Annotated in this window: 17 protein-coding genes; 5 read left to right on the top strand and 12 right to left on the bottom strand. The window is 71.7% G+C overall.

Annotation, left to right across the window (positions count from 1 at the left end; translation table 11 throughout):
• Window positions 1–111 precede the first annotated feature (111 nt).
• The 6 genes from ACIQPR_RS23545 to ACIQPR_RS23570 are packed head-to-tail and all read right to left on the bottom strand — an operon-like array spanning window position 112 to window position 6196.
• Complete coding sequence (locus ACIQPR_RS23545; RefSeq protein ID WP_403651382.1) at window positions 112–921, bottom strand: enoyl-CoA hydratase; 810 nt, start codon at window positions 919–921, stop codon at window positions 112–114.
• Between the two features lie 21 nt (window positions 922–942).
• Window positions 943–2091, bottom strand: coding sequence for an acyl-CoA dehydrogenase family protein (locus ACIQPR_RS23550; RefSeq protein ID WP_403651384.1), 1149 nt, complete (start codon window positions 2089–2091; stop codon window positions 943–945).
• A complete protein-coding gene (locus tag ACIQPR_RS23555) occupies window positions 2088–2939 on the bottom strand; it encodes an acyl-CoA dehydrogenase family protein (RefSeq protein WP_403651386.1) in 852 nt (283 codons plus the stop codon). The genes ACIQPR_RS23550 and ACIQPR_RS23555 overlap by 4 nt, the downstream gene beginning before the upstream one ends.
• Window positions 2929–3900 carry an NADPH:quinone oxidoreductase family protein gene (locus tag ACIQPR_RS23560; RefSeq protein WP_403651388.1) on the bottom strand — a complete coding sequence of 324 codons (972 nt, stop codon included), beginning with the start codon at window positions 3898–3900 and terminating at the stop codon, window positions 2929–2931. The genes ACIQPR_RS23555 and ACIQPR_RS23560 overlap by 11 nt, the downstream gene beginning before the upstream one ends.
• Window positions 3897–4919 carry a phosphotransferase family protein gene (locus ACIQPR_RS23565; protein ID WP_403651390.1) on the bottom strand — a complete coding sequence of 341 codons (1023 nt, stop codon included), beginning with the start codon at window positions 4917–4919 and terminating at the stop codon, window positions 3897–3899. The genes ACIQPR_RS23560 and ACIQPR_RS23565 overlap by 4 nt, the downstream gene beginning before the upstream one ends.
• Window positions 4916–6196 carry an acyl-CoA dehydrogenase family protein gene (locus tag ACIQPR_RS23570; protein WP_403651392.1) on the bottom strand — a complete coding sequence of 427 codons (1281 nt, stop codon included), beginning with the start codon at window positions 6194–6196 and terminating at the stop codon, window positions 4916–4918. Before ACIQPR_RS23570 ends, ACIQPR_RS23565 begins: the two co-directional genes overlap by 4 nt.
• A 145-nt stretch (window positions 6197–6341) precedes the next feature.
• Here ACIQPR_RS23570 and ACIQPR_RS23575 point away from each other — a divergent pair, with 145 nt between their 5' ends.
• Entirely contained in the window at window positions 6342–7007 is a 666-nt protein-coding gene (locus ACIQPR_RS23575) for a TetR/AcrR family transcriptional regulator (RefSeq protein WP_403651394.1), read from the top strand.
• 52 nt (window positions 7008–7059) lie between these two features.
• Window positions 7060–8121 carry a dihydrodipicolinate reductase gene (locus ACIQPR_RS23580; protein ID WP_403651396.1) on the top strand — a complete coding sequence of 354 codons (1062 nt, stop codon included), beginning with the start codon at window positions 7060–7062 and terminating at the stop codon, window positions 8119–8121.
• A 26-nt stretch (window positions 8122–8147) separates the two neighbouring features.
• Here ACIQPR_RS23580 and ACIQPR_RS23585 read toward each other — a convergent pair whose 3' ends face one another.
• The 3 genes from ACIQPR_RS23585 to ACIQPR_RS23595 all read right to left on the bottom strand — a co-directional run bounded on the left by ACIQPR_RS23585 (window position 8148) and on the right by ACIQPR_RS23595 (window position 10958).
• Entirely contained in the window at window positions 8148–8669 is a 522-nt protein-coding gene (locus tag ACIQPR_RS23585; RefSeq protein WP_403651398.1) for a MarR family winged helix-turn-helix transcriptional regulator, read from the bottom strand.
• Window positions 8670–8730: 61 nt separating this feature from the next.
• A complete protein-coding gene (locus ACIQPR_RS23590) occupies window positions 8731–9492 on the bottom strand; it encodes a polysaccharide deacetylase family protein (protein ID WP_403651400.1) in 762 nt (253 codons plus the stop codon).
• Window positions 9489–10958: a glycosyltransferase gene (locus tag ACIQPR_RS23595; protein WP_403651402.1), complete on the bottom strand. Its 1470-nt coding sequence runs from the start codon at window positions 10956–10958 to the stop codon at window positions 9489–9491. The genes ACIQPR_RS23590 and ACIQPR_RS23595 overlap by 4 nt, the downstream gene beginning before the upstream one ends.
• A 128-nt stretch (window positions 10959–11086) precedes the next feature.
• Here ACIQPR_RS23595 and ACIQPR_RS23600 point away from each other — a divergent pair, with 128 nt between their 5' ends.
• The 3 genes from ACIQPR_RS23600 (at window position 11087) to ACIQPR_RS23610 (ending at window position 13598) form a co-directional block, all read left to right on the top strand.
• Window positions 11087–11503 (top strand): BlaI/MecI/CopY family transcriptional regulator, encoded by a 417-nt coding sequence (locus ACIQPR_RS23600; protein ID WP_403651404.1) that lies wholly within the window; start codon window positions 11087–11089, stop codon window positions 11501–11503.
• Window positions 11504–11507: 4 nt separating this feature from the next.
• Entirely contained in the window at window positions 11508–12503 is a 996-nt protein-coding gene (locus ACIQPR_RS23605; RefSeq protein ID WP_403651406.1) for a M56 family metallopeptidase, read from the top strand.
• A 159-nt stretch (window positions 12504–12662) separates the two neighbouring features.
• Window positions 12663–13598: an alpha/beta hydrolase fold domain-containing protein gene (locus ACIQPR_RS23610; protein WP_403651408.1), complete on the top strand. Its 936-nt coding sequence runs from the start codon at window positions 12663–12665 to the stop codon at window positions 13596–13598.
• Between the two features lie 55 nt (window positions 13599–13653).
• On the opposite strand, the gene ACIQPR_RS23615 is transcribed toward ACIQPR_RS23610, so the two are convergent.
• From ACIQPR_RS23615 to ACIQPR_RS23625, 3 genes are read right to left on the bottom strand one after another with little or no spacing between them, the layout of a single operon-like run.
• Window positions 13654–14733 (bottom strand): Ldh family oxidoreductase, encoded by a 1080-nt coding sequence (locus tag ACIQPR_RS23615; RefSeq protein WP_403651410.1) that lies wholly within the window; start codon window positions 14731–14733, stop codon window positions 13654–13656.
• 21 nt (window positions 14734–14754) lie between these two features.
• Complete coding sequence (locus tag ACIQPR_RS23620) at window positions 14755–16464, bottom strand: thiamine pyrophosphate-dependent enzyme (RefSeq protein WP_403651412.1); 1710 nt, start codon at window positions 16462–16464, stop codon at window positions 14755–14757.
• A 13-nt stretch (window positions 16465–16477) separates the two neighbouring features.
• A complete protein-coding gene (locus ACIQPR_RS23625) occupies window positions 16478–17338 on the bottom strand; it encodes an amidohydrolase family protein (RefSeq protein ID WP_403651413.1) in 861 nt (286 codons plus the stop codon).
• Between the last annotated feature and the right edge of the window lie 61 nt (window positions 17339–17399).

The raw sequence follows: 17399 nt of genomic DNA on the forward strand, positions 1-17399 counted from the left end.
GGTATCTGGGTACGGGTGGTGGCGCCCCCCGCGGGGGAGGATACGGGCGGGCCCGCCCCCGGCGGGGGGGGGGGCCGGCGGGTGGGGCGCGCCGCGGGGCCACGCCGGCGCCTACTGGCCCTTCAGGCGTTCCTTCATGTCGTCGAGCTTGGTGAGGATGGGGTATCCGGAGACGCTGAGCGCGTTTCCGTGGCCCGTCTCGTGGATGTCGAACACGGACTGGACGGCCGCGTAGAACCCCTGGACGTCGAGGCTCTGGTTGACGGCGCGTTTGGCCTGGCGCAGGCCGAAGGACGGCATGCGGGCAATCTGCCGGGCCAACTCCATGGCCTCGGTGCCCAGTTGGTCCAGGGGGACGACCTTGTTGACCATGCCGACCTGCTCCGCCTCCCGGGCGGTGACGGCCCGGCCGGTGAAGAGGATCTCCTTGGCCTTGCGCGGGCCCAACTCCCAGGTGTGGCCGTGGTATTCGACTCCCCCGATGCCCATGTGCACGACGGGGTCGGAGAATTCGGCGTTCTCGGCGGCCACGATCAGGTCGCAGGGCCAGCACAGCATCAGTCCGCCGGCGATGCACTTGCCCTGGACCGCGGCGATCGACGGCTTGGGGACGTTGCGCCAGCGCAGCGTGTACTCCAGGTACCGGCGGGACTCGGCGCCGTAGATCCACTCCAGGGTGATCTCGTTCGGGGCCGGCCAGCGGTCCTTGAGGTCGTGGCCGGAGGAGAAGTGTCTGCCGTTGCCCCTCAGGAGGATCACCTTGACCTCCTCGTCGGCGGCGGCCCGGCGCCAGGCGGCGTCCAGCGCGTCGAGGAGCACCGCGTTCTGGGCGTTGGCGACCTCGGGCCGGTTCAGGGTGATGACCGCGACCCTGTCGTCGACCTCGTAGAGGATCTCGTCGCCGGCTGCTGTGTCTGTCATGGGTCCCGTCTTCCGTCGGCTCTAGCGGGGCAGGCCGAGGATGCGCTCGGCGATGATGTTGCGCTGGATCTCGGAGGTGCCGCCGGCGATGGTCCCGCCGAAGCTGCGCGCGTACCGCTCGAACCAGCTGGCGGTGAACGCGTCGAGGTTCATATGGGTCTGGGGCCCGGTCTGCACCGGATGCAGCAGCGCCTCGGTCCCGTGGTGTTCGAGGGCGTGCAGTTCGGCGCTCTGCGCGGCCTCGGAGCCGAAGAGCTTGAGCACCGAGATCTCCACCGGGTTGCGGTCGGCCCCGAGCAGCCGGTAGCCGAGCAACCGCAGTGCCTGGACGTCCATCTGGAGCGTCGCGTACCACTCCTCGGCGCAGGGCGAGTCCTGGATCAGGCCGTCCATCCGCTCGGCGTAGTGCACCCACAGCAGGGTCCGTTCGTGGCCGAGCGAGCCGCTCGCCACCCGCCAGCCCTCGTTGAGCGGGCCGACGAGGTTCTCCTTGGGGACGCGGACGTCGGTGAAGAACACCTCGTTGAAGTCGAGGTCGTCGGGTGCGGCGATCGATCCGAACGGCCGCCGGACCAGGCCCTCGGAGTCGGTGGGGATCAGCAGCACGCTGATCCCCTTGTGCTTGGGGGCGTCGGGGTCGGTGCGGACGAAGGTGAGCAGGACGTCGGCGTCGTGGGCGCCGGAGGTCCACACCTTCTGCCCGTTGACGACGAAGTGGTCGCCGTCGAGGACCGCGCGGGTGCGCAGCCCGGCCAGGTCGGAGCCGGCTCCGGGTTCGCTCATGCCGAGGGACGCGGTGATCTCGGCCCGCAGCAGCGGCAGGGCCCAGTCGCGTTTCTGTGCCTCGGTGCCGAAGGTGAGCAGGGAGGCCGCGATGATGTTGAGGCCCTGCGGGTTGAAGCTGTGGTAGATCCGCCGCCTGGACAACTCCTCCAGGTGGGCGACGACTTGGGGCAGGGTGGCGTTGCGCCCGCCGTACTCGGGCGGCTGGGCGGGCAGCAGCCAGCCCTCGTCGAAGAGGGTGCGCTGCCAGCGCCGGGCCCAGTCGGGGATGTCCGCGCTGGACCTGGAGCGGACGGTGACCTCTTCGGGGGTGGGCAGGTGGGTGTCGAGGAAGGCGCTGAAATCGGCGCGGAACTTCTCCACCTCGGGGTCGGGGGCCAGTCTCATACCAGCAGCGCCTTCCTGTGCTCGGACGCCGTGCCGAGGAGCAGGTCCCCGGCCTTGGCCCGCTTGAGATGGATCTGCAGTTCGTTCTCCCACGTGTAGCCCATGGCGCCGAAGAGCTGGAACCCGTTGCGGAAACACACCTGTTGGCAGTCTCCGGCGGCGGCCTTGGCCATCGCGGCGGCCCGGCCGCGGCGCGGGTCGTCCTCGGCGATGGTGAGCGCGGCGAAGTAGGCGAGCACCTTGGCGCGTTCGATGGCGACGTACATGTCGGCGGCCTTGTGCTTGACGGCCTGGAACGAGCCGATGGGCACGCCGAACTGGTGCCGCTCCTGCACATGGGCGACGACCAGGTCGAGGATGCGCCGGCAGCTGCCGACGACGCTGATCGCCAGGCCCATCAGGGCCAGGTCCGGTACACCGGCGACCAGGTCCGGGGCGTCCACCCGGGCGATGTGCAGGGTCGGGTCGAACACCGAGAGCCGTTCGGCCGCCAGCTCCTTGCCGTCGCGGACGACCACGCCCTCGGAGGTGAGGAGGGCGACCTCGTCCGCGCGGTCGGCGTCCAGGACGAAGCCGCCCGCCCCGTCGAAGACACCGGTGCCCGAGCCGCGCGGCAGCCGACCGGCGAGCGGCGCGAACCAGGTGGCGGTGGCGAGGAAGGGTGTCGGGTCGGCGGCGTAGCCCAACTCCTCCAGCACGATGGCGAGTTCCACCGGCGGGGCTTCGAGCCAGCCCAACTCCAGGTACGTCGCCCAGAGTTGGTCCTCGGGCAGGTCTCGTGACCTTGTGACCGTGTCGCGGGCCACTCGCTGGAGCAGCCGCTGCTCGTCGTCGAACTCAAACTCCATGCGCGACCTCCAGAAGGACCTTGCCGATGGCGCGGCGCCCCACGGTGAGGGCGGTGGCGACGTCGGCGAGCGGATACACGGCGTGCACGCGCGGCCTGATCTTCCCGGCGGCGAACAGTCCGTGGAGTTCGGTGCGGGCGGCGACCAGGTCGTCGCGCCGGTGCCGCGCCCAGCCGCCGAGGTCGAAGCCGTGGACGCTCACGCCCTTGAGCATCGGGAGGTTGAGCGGGATGCGCGGGATCTCCCCGCTCGCGAACCCCACGCTCACGAACCGACCGCCCCAGCGCATCGCGCGCAAGGCCTCCTCCGCGTACGGCCCGCCGACCGGGTCGATCACGACATCGGCGCCGCCCGCCGCCCGCAGGGTCCGCTTCAGGTCGTCGTACGGCAGGGTCGATCGCGCCCCCTGCTCGGCGCACACCGCGCGCTTCTCCTCAGTGGAGGCGACGGCGACGACCTCCGCGCCGAGCAGTGCGGCGAGTTCGACGGTGGCGAGGCCGACTCCCCCGGCCGCGCCGAGGACGGCCACCCGCTCGCCGGGTCGTACGTCGGCGACCAGGCGGAGCGCGTCGTAGGCGGTGGCGTGGCTGACTCCGAAGGCCGCGGCGCGGTCGGTGGGGACGCCCTCCGGGACGCGGCTCAGTCCGGCGGGGCGGGCGGTGACGCGTTCGGCGAAGGCGCCGACGAACATCGAGCCGAAGACCCGCTCGCCCTTCTCGAATCCGTGCGCGGAGGCGGCGACCACACCGGCGAACTCGCTGCCCGGGGTGAAGGGCGGCTCGGCCTTCACCTGGTAGGCGCCGTCGATGACGAGGACGTCGGCGAAGTTGACGGCCGCGTAGTGCACGTCGACCGGGATGCCGCCGTCGTCGGCGGTGAACTCCGGGTCGGGGAAGGGCGGTTCGGGGATGTCCTCGACGACGACCGGGCCGCCGAGGGCGTTGCAGCGGGCGGCTCTCATAGCCGGGTCGTGGCGGCGAGTTCGGCCGCCTGGGCGGCCATCTGGAGGACGACGTCGCCGTAGTGGGCCATCTTGGGGTTGCCGCCCTCGCCCTTCACATGCCGGGCGTAGCCGCCCTCCAGGACCACGGCCATCTTGAACCGGGCGAGGATCACGTAGTAGTCGATCTCGCTGACGTCGCGTCCGCTGACCTTGGCGTAGTGCTCCAGCAGGTCGGCGCGGTCGGGCATGCCGGTGTAGTCGACGTAGCCCTTCTGGGTGCGGTCCTCGTCGGCGTCCGGCCAGCCCATGATCACCCAGCCGAGGTCGAGCAACGGGTCGCCCACGGTGGCCATTTCGAAGTCGACCAGGGCCGCGAGCTCGGCGGGCGCGCCGTGCCGGAACATGACGTTGGCGAACTGGTAGTCGCCGTGGATGATGCCCGGTGTCCAGTGCGCGGGACGGTGTGCGCGCAGCCAGGCGGCGGCCTGCTCCAGGCCGGGTATCTCGCGGAACTCGAACTTGGCGAGATGGGCCAGCCAGCGGTCGACCTGCCGGTCGTGGAAGCCGTCCGGGCGGCCGAAGCCCTCAAGTCCCTGGGCCCGCCAGTCCACGTTGCCCAACTTGGCGATGCCCTCGACGAGTTGGTAGGCGAGACCGGGCCGCAGGGACAGGTCGCCGAGGAACGGCTCGGGCCAGCCGCCGGAGTTCATCGGCGACCAGCCGTCGACGTGGGCCATGAGATAGAAGCAGGAGCCGAGCACGCTCGTGTCGTCGCACACGGCGATGGCCTCGGGGTGCGGGACGTCCGTTCCGTTGAGCGCCTTGAGGACGCGGTACTCGCGCAGCATGGTCTCGTTGCGCCCCGGCGGAACCTTCTCCGGCGGCTTGCGCAGCACCATGTCCAGCCCTCCGCGCCGGACACCGTAGATGTCGTTGGAGGTGCCTCCGGAGATGTACGACGTCTCGACCGGCTGGCCGGGGGCGATGCCCTGGCCGTCCAGCCAGCGGGCGAGGGACGGTGTGTTCGCGAGCGTCACAGCAGGTCCTCCAACTGCTTCCGGGCCCATTCGCGGCGGGTGGGCAGATGCTGGGTGGGCCAGAGGCCGGGGGCCGCTTCGTAGCCGCGCAGGACGTCACGGGCGACGGTGATCTTGTGGACCTCGGTGGGTCCGTCGACGACGGCCATGACGGCGGCGCCGTTCCACATCTCGGAGAACGGCATCTCGTTCGAGACACCGAGGGCGCCGTGCAGATGCATCGAGCGGTACACGATGTCGTGCAGCACCTTCGGGGTGAGGAACTTGATCGCGGCGATGTCCTTCCGGACCCGCCGGTAGTCCTGGTACCGGTCGATCTGCCAGGCCGTGTACAGCACGAACAGCCGGAACTGGGCGAGTTGGGCGTAGGAGTCGGCGAGGTCGGCGCGCACGAGCTGCTTGTCCGCGAGCCGCTCGCCCTGGGTCTCGCGGGACAGGGCCCGCTCGGCCATCATGTCGAGGGCCTTCTGGCTCTGGCCGACGACCCGCATCGCGTGGTGGACGCGGCCACCGCCGAGCCGGGTCTGGGCGATCGCGAAGGCCTGGCCCTCGCCGCCGAGCAGCGCGTCGGCGGGGACGCGGACGCCGTCGTAGGCGATGAGCGCGTGCATGCCCTCGTCGGTGGCCTCGCCCATGATGCCGAGGTGGCGCTCGATGCGGACGCCGGGGGTGTCGCTGGGCACGAGGAACATCGACATGCCCTTGTAGGGGCTGACGTCGGGGTTCGTCACGGCCATCACGATGACGAACTTCGAGGTGCGGGCGTTGGAGGAGAAGAACTTGCGGCCGGTGATGACCCAGTCGTCGCCGTCGCGTTCGGCGCGGGTGGTGAACATCGTGGGGTCGGCGCCGGCCTGCGGTTCGGTCATGGAGAAGCAGGAGAAGCACTCGCCCTCCAGCAGCGGCTGGAGGTAGCGCTCCTTCTGTTCGTCGGTGCCGTAGCGGGCGATGATCTCGGCGTTGCCGGTGTCGGGGGCGGCCGTGCCGAAGATGACGGGGGCCCAGCTCGACTGGCCCAGGATCTCGTTGATCAGTGCCAGCTTGACCTGGCCGAAGCCGAGCCCGCCGAGTTCGGGGCCGAGGTGCGGTGCCCACAGGCCCGCGTCGCGGACCTGTTGCTTCAACGCCCTGACGATCGGGCCGAGTTCGTCGTCGAGCGGGTGGTAGGCCCGGTCCGGATACAGCAGGTCCAGCGGTTCCACGCGCTCGGCGCGGAACCGCCTGGTCCACTCCAGCTTCTCCTCGAACTCCGGCTCGGTGGAAAAGTCCCATGCCATGTCAGACGAACCTCCTGCCAACCCGGACGGATGTCGGTGAGAATATCATTCTCATCTCACGCGAGTAAGGGTCTCGAAAGTTGCAGTGCGTCCTTCGGTAGGGGAAGCCGATGTGTTACCGCTGAAGTGGAGTATCGTTCTTCTTGTGACAGCTGTCCCCGAAGAACAACCAGCCTGGCGCCAGCGCGCCGTTGAGCGTTCCACCCGTGCAGCGAAGCTCCGCGCCGAACAACGGGTGCAGCGCTTCCTCGACGCGGCCCAGGAACTCATCGCGGAGAAGCGGACGACGGACTTCACCGTCCAGGAGGTCGTGGACCGCTCCAAACAGTCACTGCGCAGCTTCTACCAGCACTTCGACGGCAAGCACGAGCTGCTGCTCGCGCTGTTCGAGGACGCGTTGTCCAAGTCGGCGGCCGAGATCCGCGAGACCGCCGGAGCGCTGTCGGACCCGCTGGAGGCGCTGCGGCAGGCGGTGACCATGCTGTTCGAGCAGTCGCTCTCCAACCCCGGTGTGGAGCGCCCGTTGTTCAGCGACTTCGCGTTGCAACTCCTGGTGAAGCATCCGGCCCAGGTGGCGACCGCTCATCTCCCCCTGCTGACGGTGTTCACGGAGTTGGTCGAGCAGGCCGAGGAGGCCGGCGCGATCCCCGCCGGGAAGCCGCGCCGCCAGGCCTCGATCCTGATGCAGACGGTCATGTTCGTCGCGCAGGGCAACGGCGTTCCGGCCGGCAGCCACTCGGCGGCGGTCACCGCCGAGGAGGTCTGGCACTTCTGCCTCGGCGGCCTCTCGGGGGTCCCCGTACGTAATTGACGCTCTCCACAGAGGAGAGTACGGTTCTCGCCCACCGAACGGGAGGTGGGCGATGACCGAGCCGTCACGGCATGGAGTACAGCGCTACCGGGTCGTGCAGTGGGCCACGGGGAACATCGGTGCCCGCACGATGCGTGCCGTACTGGAGCATCCGAAGCTGACCCTGGCCGGCGTGTATGTCCACACGCCGGCCAAGTCGGGCCTGGACGCGGGCGAGTTGAGCGGCGGGGAGTCCGGCACGACCGGGATCCTCGCGACGCACGACATCGACGAGATCCTGGCGCTGGACGCCGACTGCGTCCTCTACACCCCGCGGGCCTGCGACTTCGACGATGTGTGCGCGCTGCTCTCCTCCGGCGTGAACGTCGTCTCGACGCGCGGCGAGTTCCATCACGCGCCCAGCCTCGACCCGGTCCTACGCAAGCGGATCGAGGACGCGTGCGCCGAGGGCGGGACCTCCGTGCACAGCACCGGCAGCAGCCCGGGATTCATCACGGAGGCTCTGCCGTTCGTGCTCACCTCGATCCAGCGGCGGCTCGACGCGCTGACGATCGACGAGTTCGCGGATCTCTCCCCGCGCGACTCCCCCGGGCTGCTGTTCGAGGTGATGGGCTTCGGGCAGCCTCCTGCCGAGTTCGGCGAACAGCGGCTGACCGGACTGCGCGACAGCTTCGGACCGTCGTTGCGGCTGTTGGCCGAGGCGCTCGGGACACCGCTCGACTCCGTGGAGGCGCGCGGCGAGGTCGCGCTCGCCCGGCGTACGACCACGATCGCGGCGGGCACCCTGCCCGCCGGCACGGTGGCCGCGCAGCGGATCACCGTCTCCGGGCTGCGCAACGGGCGGCCCCTGCTGCGGTTCCGGGCCAACTGGTACTGCACGACCGACCTCGACCCCGCCTGGGACCTCCGGTCGACGGGCTGGCACGTCTCGGTCGAGGGGGACGCGCCGCTCGACATCGATCTGCGCTTCCCCGTCCCCCTCGACCGGATGGGCGCGATGTCCCCCTCCTACACCGCGAACCGCGCGGTCAACGCCGTCCCCTTCGTCTGCGCGGCGGCCCCCGGGATCCGCACCACGGCCGACCTGCCGCAGATCGTCGCCGACCTCGGCTGAGGCAGAGCGCGGTCCGCACCGGTCGGTCAGACGGTGCGGGCCTGCGCCGGCACCTCCGGCTCGCCGTCCTCCTCGATCGCGTGGTTCAGGAAGTCGTCGACCATGCGGTGGAACAGCGTCGCCAATTGCTGTAGTTCGTCCGTCGACCAGTCGGAGAGGGCCATCTGCATGCCGCGCGCACCGGCGTCGCGGACACTGTCGACGGCTCGGCGGCCGGCCTCGGTCAGCTCGATCCGCTGGGCACGGCGGTCGTCGGGGTCGGGCACCCGGGTGACGTAGCCCGACTTCTGCAACTGCTGCACCGTGCGCGTCACATGCGAGGCCTCGACCCCGAGGCGGTTCGCCAGTTCGCCGGGGCGCAGCGGCTCGGAGTCGGCGACCTGCCGCAGCAGCGCCACCGCCGCACGGTCCAGGGGCACACCGGCGAGGGCCATGAGCCGGTCGTGCTGACGGGCGCGGGTGCTCAGGTAGGTGATCCGAGTGAGGGCTCGCTCTATCTCGGTCACCTCCGGGGAGGCGGGGTCGGTGGGGACCGGAGGTGTGGACATGAGACCCACTTTACCATATTGTTGCGTAACTCAAGTAAGTTACGGCGCACGTTTACCCCGTCTACGGCGCAGAGAGTACGTCATCCGCAGGACGCGCGTGGTCCCGCAGCGGCCCCACCGACAGCCCGCGCAGCGCGCAGGTGTCGAGGATGCGGGGCACGGCGCCGAGGGTGGCGCGCCAGGAGCCGGGGGCCGAGGTGCAGTCGGAGTCGTGCAGCAGGATCGTGCCGCCGCCGCGCAGGTCCGCGGTGACCGTGCGGTGGACCGACTCCGGTGTGGCGCGGGCCCTCCAGTCCTCGCCCCAGGCGGTCCACAGCACCGGCGTGAGGTCCAGCCCGCGGGCCGCCAGGTGGGCGGCGGTCGACATCACGCCGTAGGGCGGCCGGAAGAGCAGTGGTGGGCGTCCGGTGAGGTCGCCGACCGTGTCGCGGGCGCGGGCCAGGTCGTCGTGGGTGGCGCGCGGGCCCCGCAGCAAAAGGGGGCGGTGCAGCCAGCCGTGGACGGCGATCTCGTGTCCGGCGGCGGCCATCTCGCGGACCAGGCCGGGGGCGCGTACCGCCTGTGCGCCGAGGAGGAAGAAGGTGGCGTGGACCCCGCGCTCGTCGAGCAGGCGCAGGAAGAGCGGGGTGGAGAGGGGGTCCGGTCCGTCGTCGAAGGTGAGCGCCACGTGGTCGGACCGGCCCCGGCCCGCGAGTCGGGGCATGACGCGGTTGCGGAGCGGGCCGTAGGTGGAGACGACGGGGGCGGCGTACGCGGCGGCGAGGAGGGGAAGCGCGGGGAGCGCGGCGCGGGCGGCGGTGCGCAGGAGGCGGGTGGCGGTCATGAGCGGCGGGCCTCCAGGTGGCCTTCGTGGCCCTCCATGCCTTCAGGATCCCTGTGGTCCCCGTGGTCCTCGCGGCTTTCGTGGCCGCCGTGGTGCGCGCGGGGTGTGTCGTCGAGGTCGAGGTGCTGCCCTATGGCGTGGATGAGACGTGGGCCGCCGTCGGTCGTGGCGACCGCCGTGCCGACCGCGCCCGCCCAGACCGCGCAGGCCAGGGCGGTGGTGAGCGCGAGCCTGAGGCCGGCCGGACGGACCGCGCGGCTGCGGCGGACGGCGATCGGGGCGGCGGGTCCGGCCCCGGCCCGGCAGACCCGTACCGTCTCGGCGGCGGGGCCCCGGTCCGTGGCCTCGTGCGGGTCCGTGCCGGTCGCGGTTTCCGGGACCTCTCCGGTGAACAGCGCGAGTCCCGCCTCCCGTTGCAGCAGGCCGCGCGGGCCGTCGATCAACTCGCCCAGCACGTGCTTGAGTTGGGACGGTTCCCGGATCCAGGCGGCGACGCCGGCCTCGTCCAGGGCGGACGCGTTGGTCAGTCCGTGGCCGGGTATGCAGCCGTAGCTGGCGACGGGCAGGCCCGTGGCGAAGGCCTCCAGGGAGGTCAGTCCGCCGGCGTTCTGGACCAGGACGTCGGCGGCGTGCATCAGGCCGGGCATGTCGTCGACCCAGCCGTGGACGTGCTCGATGCCGTCCGCGCGGAGCTGCTCGGCCAGCGCCTCGTTGCGTCCGCAGACCACGACCGGTACGGCCGCGCCGCAGTCGCGCAGTTCGCGGGCGACCTGCCGTACCGGGCCCACGCCCCAGGAGCCGGCGACCAGCAGGGCGAGCGGGGCGTTGGCGGGCAGGCCGAAACGGGCGCGGGCCGCCGCGTGCCCCGACGCGTCCACGGGACGGAAGCGCGGGTCGGCGACCGGGCCGCACACCCGGACGTCGCGCGCGCCGGCGGCGCGGGCCTGCGCGGCGGGCACGTCGTGCAGCGCGAGATGGACGTCGACGCCGTCGGCCACCCACAGCGGGTGCACGGAGAAGTCGGTGAGGTAGGTGAGGACGGGCACGGTGAGGCGGCCGGCCAGCCGGAGGCTGCCCAGGACCCGGCTCGCGCCCGGGTAGGTGGAGACGACGGCGCCCGTGTCGGCGGGCAGGGCGCGCAGCAGCCGGGTCTCGGCGGAGCGCAGCAGGGCGCGCGCGAGCGGGCCGCCGCCTCCGGCGCGTTCGGTGCTGCTGTAGATCCGCTGGTAGAGCCAGGGCGTCCGGACGAGCATGCGGTGGTAGCCGTCCCGGACGAGCCGTCCGAGCCGGGCAGGCAGCACGTCCAGCAGGTCGAGGCGGTCGACGGCGAATCCGGTCGCGACCAGCCGCCGTTCCAGCTCGGCCGCGGCGCCGTCGTGACCGGCCCCGACGCTCGCCGAGACGATCACGACCCGGTCGGCGACCGCGAGGGCACGTGGACGCACCGTACTTCCGAGGTGGGGCATGGGCTTTTTCCTCCGCAGATGGAGTGGAGCGGCGAAACTCTACAACATGTAGTAGGTCACGTCGTACAACATGTAGTAGGCAGCCGGGTAGGCTGGGTCGCCGAGCGGTGGAAGGCGGTGGGCGAGCGGTGGACGGCGACCGGAAGAGCGAGGGATCCGGCAGGCGGGCGCGCGGTGAACTGGAGAGCGGTGTACTGGCCGCGCTCTACGGGGCCGACCAGCCCCGGACCGCCCGCCAGGTCAGGGACGAACTGCCCGGGGACCTGGCCTACACCACCGTCCTGACGATCCTGTCGCGCCTGTACGACAAGGGGATGCTCGTCCGGCATCGCGCGGGCCGCGGGTACGCGTACGCGCCCGCCCGCGACGAGGCCACGCACACGGCGGAGCGGATGCGTTCCCTGCTGGAGCACGGCGCCGACCGCGAGGCGGTGCTCACCCGCTTCGTCTCCGAACTGTCCGAGGAGGACGAGCAGTTGCTCCAGCGCCTGCTCTCCGGGCACGACGGGCCGCACCCCGCCGGCCGCGCCGACGAAGGTCCGTGAGCCGGTGCTGATCAGCGTGTACGTCCCTCTCCTCATCACCATGGTGATCGCGGTGTTCGCACCCCGCGCCGCACCGCTGCTGCCCCCGCGCCCGGCCGCCTGGTCGCTGGCCTCCGCCGCGCTGATGGCCTCGCTCGGCTGGCTGGGCTCGCTGGCACTGCTGGCCTTCGCCGGTCTGGTGCAGCTCCCCGAGGTGGCCGAGGAGGGGCAGTGGTCGGTCGCCGCCGTACGCGCCTCCGACCCGGTGTACCTCACGGTCGCGGGGCTCGCCGCGCTCACCCTCCTCGCCTCCGCCACGGGCCTCGCCGTCGCCGCCACCCGTCAGACACGGCATCTGCGCTGGGCCCGTCGGGAGTGCGAACAGCTGCCCGGGGACACGGAGTTGGCCGTCCTGGACACGGCGTCGCCCGAGGCCTTCGCCCTGCCGGGGAAGCCAGGCCGGATCGTGGTGTCCAGCGGCATGCTGCGCTGCCTGGGCGACCGCGAGCGCGAGGCGCTGCTCGCGCACGAGCGGGCCCATCTGCACGGCCGCCACCACCTCTTCCAGACCCTCTGGCGCCTCTGCGCCGCCGTGAATCCGCTGCTACGGCCGCTGTCCGCCGCGGGCGGCTTCGTCCTGGAACGCTGGGCCGACGAGGAGGCGGCGGCCCGCGTAGGTGATCGCAAGGTCGTCGCCCACGCCGTGGGCCGGGCGGCGCTCGCCACCTCGGCGAACCGGACCCGCCCGGCGCTGGCCGCCACCGGCGGGGCGGTGCCGCAACGCGTGCGGGCGCTGCTGGCGCCGCCTCCCCGGCGCCGGGCCCTGCCGTTCGTCGCGGGCGCGGCGCTGCTCGTCGTGTGCTGCGCGAGCCTGGCGGACGCGGCGACCGACAGCGAGCAGATGATCGAGACCGCGCAACACGCGGCGTGCGTGACGGCCGGCCCGGCGATTGCCACAGCCCCGCCGCACGGCGTGTGCTGCGCGCACCCGCACGCGGGCGGGCACCTCCACCACCGCTGACCACAGGGCGATTCCCGCGCTCCAGAGGACTGATCACCACCTCCGTCCGCACTTGCGCGCGTGTTATCGTCGCCCTATTCATCGCCAGGAAACCTGTCGATCGACCCGGGCGGTCGGACCACGTTCCTCCGGTCGCGTGCACTCCATGAATGGAGCGGTATGTCTGTTCTGGCCCGGCCGGCAGTGGCCGCCTTCGCCGCCAAGTCCCTTCAGCGCCTGTCGATCATGGCCGACCGGCGCCCGAGCGGGCGCGGCTCCGCCGCCGCCTCGCATCAGCGTCTGCCGCAGTTCCCGCGCGACACACGGGAGTTGACGATCCCGACCGCGGTCGCCCCGGCCCGCGCCACGGTGTATCTGCCGGCCGGCGAGGGCCCGCCTCCCCCGGTGCACGTGAACTTCCACGGCGGTGGCTACGTCGTACCGCTGACCGAACTGGACGACCCGCTGTGCCGTTTCCTCGCGGCGGAGGCCGGTGTCGTGGTGGTCAACGTGGACTACGTCGTCGCCCCGCAGCACCCGTTCCCCGCACCGCCCCGGCAGGCCTTCGAAGTGGTGCGGTGGATCGCCGAGCACGGAGGCGAACAGGGCTGGGACGGCGAGCGCGTCACCGTGGGCGGGCAGAGCGCCGGGGGCGGACTCGCGGCGGCGGTGGCCCGGCAGGCACTGGAGGAGGGCGGTCCCTCGATCGCGCTCCAGGTGCTGCACTATCCGCCGCTGGACCTCGCCACCAGCGCGAAGGACAAACGGTCCGCCATCGCCAAGCCGGTGCTGCGGCCCTGGATGGCCGAGGTCTTCGACACGTCGTACGTCCCGGACCCGAAGGTGCGTGCCGACCGGCTGGTGTCGCCCGCCCATCCCTCGGACACCGCGGACCTCAAGGGGATCGCCCCGGCGCTGGTCGTGACGGCGGAGTACGACCTGCTCCATGCCGAAGGCGTGCGCTACGCCGAGCGGTTGCGTACGGCGGGTGCTCTGGTGGAGCACGTCGACGTGGCCGGCGCCGACCACGGCTACGACGGCCAGGACGACGAACTGGCCCTGCGCAGCTACGCGCTGATCGCCCGTCAGATCAAGGAGGCGGTGGGCACCGCCTGACCGGAGCACCGCGCCGACCGTCCCCCCTTCGTACGGTCGGCGCGGTGGCACCGCGTCACACCGACGGCACCGGCTCCGGCGGGGTGAGGCCGAACTTCCCGGCCGCCTCGCCGAGTTCACGCCACACCTTCGGCGCCACGGGGATGCCCTTCGCGGCCCGTCCCTCGGCGATCGACGCGCTGCGCTCACCGGGGTAGAAGACACCCTCGGCGTCGTCGGCCGGGGGCAGCCGCTTGAGGGTGGCCAGCGTGGCGTCGACCGCCTCGGTGAAGGCGGCCGGGTCGCCGAAGGCCGCCGGGTCCAGGGCGATGAGCAGCGCGTTCTGGCGGTGCTCGCGGCCCTGCGGGTCGTCGGAGTGGAACGCGGCGAAGATCGGGGCGCCGACCAGCACGCTGGTGAGGAGTTCGAAGGCGAGGGACATCCCGGAGCCCTTGGCGCCGCCCAACGGCAGTGGCATGACGGCCAGTTCGGGATCGGTGGTCGGGGTGCCGTCGGCGGTGGCCGCCGCGCCCTCGGGCAGCGGGGTGCCGCTCACCTTCGCCTGCCGGATCCTGCCCAGCGCGATGGTCGCGGTCGCCATGTCGAGGACCAGCGGGGCGTGCGCCTCGGCCGGTACCGCGACGGCGAGCGGGCTGGTCGCCACGGCGGCGCCCTTGACGCCCGTGTAGCCCATGTTGGGCATACCGGCGACATAGCCGATGCCGACGAGACCCTGCTCGGCGATCTTCGACACGTAGTAGCCGATGGCCCCGGTGTGGACGGTCCGGCGGACCCCCACGGCGGCGACTCCGCCGGCCCTGGCCCGGGTCACCGCTTCGGCGGCGGCTGCGCACAGGGCCACCGGGCCGGGGGCCCGGTCGGCGTCCAGGACGGCGGCGGCCGGTGCGGTGGACTCGATCCTGATGTCGGCGTCGGCGTTGGCGACGCCCTTGGCGAGCAGTTCCAGATAGGCGGGGACGCGGGCGATGCCGTGCGAGTCGACGCCGCGCAGCGCGGCCCACACGAACACGTCGGCGGTGGTGCGCGCCTGCTCGGCGTTCAGGCCGCCCTTCTCCAGGAGGGCGGCGGAGAAGGCGCGCAGATCGTCGGCGGCGACAAGGACCTTGCCCGGCTTGGGCGTTGCGGTGTCGGACATGGTGGCGGATGCCTTCCTGGTTCAGCGGGTGACGAGGACGTCGACGACGGCGGTGGTGCCCTCCGTGACGGCCTTGAGCGCGCGCTCCAGCGCGGGGGCGAGCGCCTCGGGTACGTCGACCGTCTCGGTGTGCATCCCGAACGGCTCGGCGAACGCGGCCAGTCGGGGCAGCCGGCGCAGATCGGTGCCGAGCCACTCGCCGGTGTCGGCGGCGGCGCCCTCGGGGTAGAACCTGCGGTGGTTGAGGTTCATCGACTTGTAGACGCGGTTGTTGAACACCACGATCAGCACGGGGAGTTCGTAGGCGTTCGAGGCGTCGTAGGACGGGACGACCGGGTTGTAGGTGAAGGCGCCGTCGCCGATCGTGAGGACCACCGGGCGCTCCGGCGCGGCGAGTTTGACGCCGAGCGCGACGGCGATGCCCTGGCCGAGGCCGCCCTGGACGTAGAAGTACGAGTCGGGGTCGGCCGTCCGGACGTGGCGCTTGACGACCCGGCTGTGGGTGATGGTCTCGTCGACGACGATTCCGTTCCGGCCCTCCAGCAGCGTGCGCAGGGTCGCGGCGACGAGGACCGGGTCGATGCCCTCGGCACCGGCGGCCTGCGTCTCGGCCTCGGCGACGGCCTTCCGCTCGGCCTCGAAGCGTGCCTCCTGCGCGGCCCCTCGCCGGGCCACGGCCGTCTCGTCGAGGTCCTTGGCCCGCTTGGTGAGCTGGCGCAGGGTGTTGGCGACGTCGCCTTCCAAGTACGCGTCGGCGAAGAGGACTTGGTAGACGACGTGCGGGCGCTGCGGCACCTCGTCGATGACGACGACCGTCGCCTTCGAGGGGCGGCGCGAGGGCGGGTAGAAGGGGGCGCGGCAGTTGACGAGGAGGATGAGGTCCGCCTCATCCATCCACGGGCCGATGTCGCCGCCGGCGTGCAGCGGGTGGGTGCGCGGGAAGTTGCCGCAGACCGCCGAGTCAGGCTCGACGACCGGGATGTTCCAGGCCTCGGCGAACGCGACGAGCGCCTCGAAGCCGCCCGCCTCGCGCCCCGCCGTCTCCGTGACGACGACAGGGTTCGACGCCTCACGGATCAACTGGGCGACGGCGTCGGCCTCTTCGGGCGAACTGTGGGTCGAGCCCGGGGCCACGACCGGCTTGGCCTCGCGCCCGTCCCACTCCTCCAGCAGGATCTCCAGCGGGACGTTGAGGTAGGCCGGTCCCGCCGGGGCGCGCCAGGCGAGTTCCGCCGCCCGGGTCACCATCGTGGGCAGGGTGTGGACGCTGGCGGCCTCGTTGGACCACTTGGTGAAGGGCTGGGCGATCTGGTGCGGGCCGCCCACGACGGACAGGTTGCGGTACCACTGGCCGCCCGGGTCCTGGCCGGGGCCGTCGCCGTAGGTGGTCGACTCGGAGGAGGCGACCACCATCGGGACGCCCGCGAGCAGCGCGCCGTGCACGGCCATCGAGCCCTGGAGCAGGCCGGGGGCCGCGTGCAGCAGCACGCCCTGCGGCCGGCGCTTGAGGAGTCCGTAGCCGGTGGCCATGCCGACGGCGACGGTCTCGTGGGTCAGGTCCAGGTACCGCGGGCAGGGCAGTCCGTCGCGGTGGCGGCGGGCCAGGGACTCCCAGACGGGGGCCCACTCGGAGCCCGAGGAGCAGAAGAGGTAGTCGGCGCCGACGGCGTTGAAGGCGGTGACGAGAGCGTCGCCGCCGTCGGCGCCCGGGGGGTTGGTGGTGTCGGTCATCTCTCGCGCTTCCTCAGCCCTCGATCGGCCAGTTCAGGACCTCGGAGATACCACGGCCCATGATCCATTCGAGCTCCTCGGGCGTGAAGTCCCAGTGCTTGGTGAACTGCTCGATCGTGTCGGTGTAGGTGATGCCGTGCCCGAGCAGCCGCGTGATGTCGGTGCCGTAGAAGCAGCGCTGGGGGCCCATCCTGTCGACCATCTCGCGCACGTACTTCTGGATGTTGTTGTTCGGGAAGGGCTGCGTGGAGTAGCCGGGGAGCGCCGAGACCTTGACGTAGATGTTCGGGTGGGCGGCCAGGTCGGCGGTCTCCGCGACCCAGTAGCCGATCGCGTCGTCGACGCAGCGGGCCATGATGCCCATGTGGTCGATGATGATCCTCAGTTCGGGGTGCTTGGCGGCTATCTCGCCCAACTCCCGCTTCCAGATGGGCGCGTGGACCATCGTCGGGATGCGCAACTCCTCGGCGACCGGCCAGTACCAGTCGTTGGTGCCGTCGATCATCCAGTTGCGGTCCTGCGGCCGGTGGAAGGTGAGGCGGGTGCCCTTCACATGCGGGTTCTGCGCGAAGTCCTTGAGCATCGCCTTGCCCTCTTCGGGCTTGTTCTGCGGGATGCGCGCCATGATCCCGAAGCGGTCGGGGTGTGCCTCGCAGGCCTCCAGGGCGTAGTCGATGCGGTCGCCCTCCCAGGACGGCGGCAGGATCAGGGCCCGGTTGACGCCGGCCTCGTCCATCAGCTCCAGGGCCTCCTCGTACGAGAAGGGGTCCTCGCGGTGGCCGTTGAGACGGATGCGCTCGCGCGCTCCCGGAACCCAGGGGCGGTCCGGGCTCTCTTCCTTCCAGATGTGGATCTGCGTGTCGACGACGAACATGTCCGGAACTCTTTCTCTAGAAGGTCTCTACGGAAGGAACGCTAGGCGGGCGACGGGGCCT

Source organism: Streptomyces sp. NPDC091280, assembly GCF_044768565.1.
Taxonomy (GTDB): domain Bacteria; phylum Actinomycetota; class Actinomycetes; order Streptomycetales; family Streptomycetaceae; genus Streptomyces.